The 6,668-nt window shown below is 55.9% G+C and carries 2 protein-coding genes and 2 pseudogenes; 1 reads left to right on the top strand and 3 read right to left on the bottom strand.

The features are described 5' to 3' along the window. Positions 1-261, top strand: a pseudogene (locus L1069_RS23210) (hypothetical protein); the annotation flags it as partial. 98 nt (positions 262-359) lie between these two features. Here L1069_RS23210 and L1069_RS23205 read toward each other — a convergent pair. The 3 genes and pseudogenes from L1069_RS23205 to L1069_RS23195 form a co-directional block, all read right to left on the bottom strand. Continuing rightward, on the bottom strand, positions 360-1,652 hold the full coding sequence (locus L1069_RS23205) for a hypothetical protein (protein WP_237457221.1): 1,293 nt from the start codon (positions 1,650-1,652) through the stop codon (positions 360-362). A 35-nt stretch (positions 1,653-1,687) separates the two neighbouring features. After that, positions 1,688-5,719 carry a Dyp-type peroxidase gene (locus tag L1069_RS23200; RefSeq protein ID WP_237457220.1) on the bottom strand — a complete coding sequence of 1,344 codons (4,032 nt, stop codon included), beginning with the start codon at positions 5,717-5,719 and terminating at the stop codon, positions 1,688-1,690. Positions 5,720-6,091: 372 nt separating this feature from the next. Further along, positions 6,092-6,668: pseudogene (locus L1069_RS23195) on the bottom strand (tyrosine-type recombinase/integrase); the annotation flags it as partial.

The following is a 6,668-nucleotide window of genomic DNA, read 5'->3' as shown; positions in this document are numbered from 1 at the left end:
ACTGCGGGCATCGAAATACCTCGGTCGTGCCCTCTGGCGACGATGGAGCGGATACCACCGCCGAAGCCGCGTCGAAACGAAACCTCTCGTGACATTGCTTCGCAATGCACTGCCGGTCAGTGGATGCACTGCGTGAAACTGCTGGGGCAGCGCCTCATGGCGCGGGACTTCGACCGACAGGTCGCGGAGCTTCAGGTCCGTATCGCCGTTCTGAACGGCTACACCGCGCTCGGCATCCCTATCACAGAGCCAGTGGGATAAGTCTGTCTGGGGAAAGGGGAACCCCGGACATCAGCCGATTTGTGCAACAGAGCCCCCAAAAGGCCCCCGTCAGCTGGAAGCTGGCGGAGGCTTGGACCTTATTGAAAGATCACAGTCGCGTTCTGACGGCTTGCCTGCGCCCTCGAGTAGGCGACGACATGGACCATTTCCCCGTCAGGCCGCTGAAGTGAGATGGTCCCACCGTTGTTAGAAAGCTGAGCTCCCCTCCCGTCAAGTCGCAAGACATGCGGGGTACCGGGTTGTAATGCGCTTACGTCAAAGTGCGATGCTTTGCCGTTCTTGTCGACGATCTTCCATCCTTCGGTGGATAGGGACGTAGGCCCGGCATTAACAACCGTCACGGTTTCCGATCCTGGGTCGTCACCATCTGGGTTAACTAGTGCCGCGATGATCCTCACGTCTCCCTCTTCACCCGCCCCGACCGGACGCGGAGCCGTTGGCGTCGATCGCACAGCATCGTCGCTGCCCGTGACCGGATCAACCGCGCGCTGGAAAATGGGGTAAAACGTGCGAATATGCCGCTCATTGGCAGATCGAAACAGTTTCATTTCATAGCGCGCGCCCTCAATCACTGCGGTTTTTGGGGCATTGGCTCCCACATGGGCTCTGACAGTGCCAAGCGCCATAAGCCCCTCAACCGAGCACCCCACAAAGAACCCGCCAATCCTCTTGTACAAAGGCCTGACAGCTCCTGCATCGTAGTCAGGCGCAAACCAGCGGTACTCAATCGTGACGCTTTCGGGATACTCGTCCTGACTGCTGTCGGCTTTCGATCCACCGTAGACGATGCGATCATCAGACAGTCCCGGGATGAGGACGTCGCCCCCATCGACCTCGCGAGCAAATCCGTCGTCCAGATAATATTTGTACCAGAAATGATAGCCTTGGACTTTGGCACCCTCCTGCTCACCTACAATGACGTGTTCGAAACCAGATAATTCAGGATCGCCACCCATTTCAAAAGTGCGGAACCACTGTTCGATCAACAGATTGTGCCAACGATCCGACGTGATGGTTACTCCGACGCGTTCTGCAATGTACTCTCTTGCAACCTGCATCGGTGGCGTTTCTCGGATCGCTTCGATGAATTCGTGCCGCTCGGTCCGCTCCTCCGGCGTGTCCACCTCCCGCGCGCGCTCCGGCAGTGCGTAGTTATTAAAGAGCTTCGTGCATAGGTCGTAAGTTTCTCGTCTGTCATTTGGGATGGACAGATCGGACAATACACGGTGATCTGGGTTGCGCGCCTCAGCTGGTGTTGTATCGACTTTCACGTAGGCGGTTCTGTCGCCTGGATCCCAAGTCGAACGCAACGCCTCAAGCCCATTGTGTTCTTGATCGGCAGTCCAAATTTTCTGATAGATGTCGGCCATTTATCCCTCCATGCCGCTTACGAAATTTCGTATTGTCAAATCGAATAGGGTCGACGGGGATGCACTTGCTGGTGTACGGCGTACATAGCGACGAACATTTCGGTCCAGCCCCCCATGCGAACCCGCAGGAGGTCGTGGGCTTCGGGTGAGTGCGAGGCCGCTAGGAACGTGTCCTGATCAGCAGTGGTCACAGTCAAAACGTTTGAGCCAGCCCCATCGACGAACGCGTCCAGTATCTCGCACAGGCGATGCGCGCCCATGTCTTCAGAGACATTGATGTCAATTGGAGCGCCATTTGCAAAGCCGAATGAATCATCGGAACTGATGGCTTCCAGCACCTTTACGCCATCTGCCGCTTGTTGATTTTCGTGCGTGGCGGGGAAGTCGAGCGGCGAAGGACTGGGTGACATATCCGTCGCCAGCGGCTGACCCGAGAGACGCCCATCAGCCGATGCGCTGCAGCCAATTCCTTGCTCGACATAGCTCGCAAATGTGCCTACGCCGGGTTGCATCGAAAAGCCGCCGAACGGATGCGCTTTCGTCCCGAGCGTTTCGGCACATCGCACATATTGAGCAGCCAGCCCCGGTTTTGGCTTGGTCATTGTCTCAACCGCAATCGCTGCAACACGGGCGGCAATCCGATTGCCAAATAGGTCTATATCACCCTGGTTCCTGCCCCATTTCGGCAGATCGAGCGCGATTGATCGCAAATGCTGGAAACGCTCGCTCGCATCACGAATAGCTGGGACATCCTTCGCCAAAATCGTCGGATGAATGAGTGGATCTATCATTTTGCCTCCCCAGTCACTCAGCAAAGCAGGCAGAAGCTCTTCCAGCGTCGTACAGGCCGTTTCTTTGTCAAAGCACATAGTCTTAATCGCCCACAACGCATTGATCGCATTGGCAAGCGCTGTGAAACAGGGCCCGAAAACATTGTAACGGGCGCCCCCACCGTAGATGTCTTGACCCTTCTTAAGACAATCGTTGATGAACAGACTGAGTAGCGGTGCAGGACAAACGCTCTCCATGCGCCCGAAATCTCGTAGCGACCCCTCCATCTGTTTGGCGTAGCCCCAAGCGAAATGCTTGAAATAGACCTCCTCCAGCTCATCGTAACTGCCGTAATCACGTACGTGTTTGGACCGAAACGACACATTTCGACCCAGCAGATGCACCGGGCCGGCAGATTGGATGTCACGGCCCTCGTTGAGCGCGTATTCCAACGGTTTCAGCATGATCGCGCCACCAAGTGTGAACCAGTTGGCACCGACGAATTGTGGCTCGTAACATCCATCGGCGGCATAATTATGGGCATCTTCTATGCGCACGGTTGAAGACCATTTCTCGGCTGCCGGTGATCCTTCTGGCGGGCCAAAGTCGTCTCCTGATTTGGCCATCGCCGGGATGATCTTATCGTCATGCATCAAGATGGGGCTCGCCCCGCCACTCATTTGGCCGAAAGCCGCCAGCCGGATGAGCCGGGTTCGCCAATCTTTTGGCATGTCCCGAGAAACACGTAACGACAAAACAGGCGCGTTGAATGGCAAACGGGCCGAGGCCTGCAAGCAAGCAATCGTGACTTCCGAATGCTCAAAACTTCCATCTGGATTCTTACCGCCGACCGTCAGTTGCTGAATCCACTGATTGACACTCTGCCCCTTGGGGTAAGACCCAGCGCGGTGCCCCATCGCCATGTTGCCAATCTCTTGACGGTCGTCGATAAAAATACGATTGAGTAGAGCTTTTTCAGCTAGCTTTATCCAAAAGCAGTCAATTGCCTCCTGCAATGCACTCTTGTCTTGCTGGCCGTTTTCAAAGAATGGGCGCAAGAGCCGGTCCAACCGGCCGACGGCCACCGGCTCACCGCAAAGATGCAATGTAGAATGGCCCGTAAAAACGAGTTGCAGCGCTTCCAACACGTTGCGTGGCGGGTGGCCGCTCGCCAACCAGGTAAGACGGTTTATCAGGTCTTGCAGGTTCTGACGTTCGATATCCTCGCCTTGCCGAAGTCCGTCGAGCTTGACTTGGGCCGTCTCTCGCAAGCCCGCCAGATGATCGGCGAGACCTTTCAATGCGATCCGCGAAGCTGCATAGAAGTCAACCGACTGAGCCGCCCGCTCCGGATCAGTTTTTCTCAGAGTGTCTTCTGCATCGCCAATCTGCTTTTCAACTCCAGAAATTCCACCCTGCAACAAGACGTCATAACCGGGCACTACATGACCAACGCCAGAGTTCGGCCCGAGTCCCATGGCATACCACTGATATCGCTCGGCTTCTTCGTCGTCATCTCTCGCGTAATTGATAAAGTAACGGCCTTGAGAAAGGGACTGCGCCGGCATTGAACCAGCAAGTAGGTCGAGCGGGTGAACATCAGCGGTATCCATGCCGCCCTTGCCACGCCCACCAATCCCGTCTTTCCGAGCCGCAAGCCAGCACAGCAGGCGCTTCGCCCAAGCAGCGCGAATTGCAATGGAGCTGTCCATGATCGCATTGGTCGCTGCACCAACCGCATCGTCAAACGCCACACCATTCTCTGCTGCCACTTTTTCGCATTCATCGCGGTTGTCCGGATGGCTAAAAAAACGTTCCAGTTGCTGGCGAAGAGGGGCTAGCTCCTCGGGTTTTTGAGATCGATACCAGGTGTCGTCCCACCTCGCGAACATGCGCTCCAGCAGAAATTGAACCCGCATCGAGATCGGGCTTGGCAGGTCCTTGGCACCAGCAGACCGTGTTCCAATGTGGTAAAGATAGTCCTGATGATTGTAGTACATCCATCCGTTTTTTGACCTGTCTTTGTAGTGGCGATTAAACCGGTCCCAATCTATCGCCGGAAACCGTTTCCAGTCAGATTGAGGTTTCTTCGCCCTTGCCTGGACATCCGCGACGATGCGTTTAGGCGCCAGTTCCCTAAGGTTCGGTGCATAAAAGAACGCCCCCAAATCGGATTTAAGCACGCCACTGTTCAGCAATCGATCACGACCGAAGCCATCATCTGTCGGTGATCCGAATTGCGATTCCAAGACCCGTTCAATGCGGTCTGCGGTTTTGGCCATACCAATGAAATAGATACCTGCCTCGTCGGTTGTGGATGCTGATCGTACGCCATCAATTAAGGGCGAAGAGGGTGCCATTTCTCCTCTGGTGCCGAATGGCAAGCCGATCCGCAGCAGTTTGATCGTATGGCCGTCTGCGTCATAGGTGTGTGACGAACGGATGTGGGAACGGGCATCAAAAGACGGAATGAGTTCGTTGCTGTGAGGTTCGCGTCCAATCAGCTTTTCAACCTCGCTTGAAGTGCGCGAATTGACCTCCGGCCAATTCAAGTGAAACCTCTGGGTGAACACGAAGGCCCCGCCTGCTGAGGCAGGGTTCTCCTTGCCGATGAGAACATGCTCTAGGATTTCAGAAGGAGAGGACGGATTACGCAAGTTTTCGCTAAACCTGCCGCCTAACACGCGACCTCCATGCGCGGGGCAGCCAGTGTCATCGCGATGGCGGCTGCTCATGAAGACACAGTCAAACGCCTCCGCAGCAACACCCAAATCTTGCAACTGACCAACGACACACTCCACAATTTCCTGAACCGCGTCCTCCGTATCCGCCTTGACCAGAAACCAGGCAAGAACCGGGCTGTCCTGCAAAACACCACTCGATCGCGCCACGACCTCAGGCGCATCACCGCCCTCGAGCGACTGGGAAAAGCCTATATCGCTTGGCGGGGACAGGCCCTCTTCTGCACAAATGCTTTTCCAAAAACTTGGCCTGAACGCCAAGCATACACTGCCGTGCAGACCACCGCATTCACTGTGAATAAAGCTTCGGGCCTCCGACAGGACGTCAGCAAATTGTGTTCGGCTTAGGCTGTCGGGAAGGCTGAGCAAGTTGATCGCGCATTGAAAGGGAGCGGGATAGACGAGGCCGGGCTGCATCCAACTCAGTGTTTGATTGCTTCGCCGTCTTAATGCGTCGTCTGTTTCCTGAACCAGCGACGTCTCATCGCATAGAGCCTCTATGAATTCAATCGACGTGATCGCTTCGCCTTGCAGAAGTTCCTTTTGGAAAGCCATGCATTCCCCCCTTTTGTATTAGTCTTAAACTTAAGATTGAATACAGCAACATCTAGATAGCTTAAGGCAGAGTTCACGTGGCGCAAAGACTCATTCTTTTTTAAACGTCTTTGCAGTGTGACCGTCTGGTGAACGCGATCTGGTGACGTTCGGATGATCTCTGTTGCGCTGCAGTGGCAGCGTAACGTCAAGGGAGAAACTCATCGTGGCGACTAGATTTTTGATCGGCGCCATAGCGGTTAGCAAAACTCCGATTGCTTTTGACACAGCGGTTTCCGAAAGCGGCCACGGCCTCAACCACGGCGAATGTTCGCTCTGTCCCGCTCACTGCTAGTCCAAGCCCGACCAGGCGAACGGCCTCTGTCTCGGAGATCAGCCTTTCACGCTCGCCGTGTCACGGATCAGCTTCGTGGCGACATGTGTGTAGCGTTCCGTGGTCTCGAGTTTGGCATGCCCGAGCAGCACCTGAATCACCCGCACGTCCGTCCCGGCCTCCAGAAGGTGCGTCGCGAAGCTATGCCGCAGTGTGTGCAGCGTGCTGCCCGGCTTCTTGATCTCCGCGATGAGCTTTGCCGAGCTGAAGGCGCGGTGGAGCTGGCGCGACGAGAGGGGGTTGATCTTGGGCTTGCCCGGAAACAATCAGCCCTAGGGCCGCGCCTCGCGCCAGTACTCGCGCAGTGGGTTCAGCAATCCCGGCGACAGCATGACCTTCCGGTCCTTCCGCCCCTTGCCCTGTTAGACATGGATCAGCATCTGGTCGCTATCGATATCGCTGAACTTGAGATTGCAGGCTTCAGGTGCTCTGACCCCGGCCCCATAGGAAATGCTGAGCGCCGCCCGGTACTTCAGCCCCGGTCCAGGCGCGACCCGCAGCAGTGCTGCTACTTCCTTGGCGCTGAACACCACGGGAAGCTTGCGCGGCTGAAGCTGGGGTCCATGCACTTGGAAC

The sequence above is a fragment of the Leisingera sp. MMG026 genome (genome assembly GCF_021654205.1).
Taxonomy (GTDB): Bacteria; Pseudomonadota; Alphaproteobacteria; order Rhodobacterales; family Rhodobacteraceae; genus Leisingera.
This window is presented reverse-complemented; position numbering and strand designations above follow the sequence as displayed.

Coding starts and splice junctions, on each gene's coding strand:
- L1069_RS23205 (WP_237457221.1), bottom strand. CDS start 1,652: ATGGCCGACATCTATCAGAAAATTTGGACTGCCGATCAAGAACACAAT.
- L1069_RS23200 (WP_237457220.1), bottom strand. CDS start 5,719: ATGGCTTTCCAAAAGGAACTTCTGCAAGGCGAAGCGATCACGTCGATT.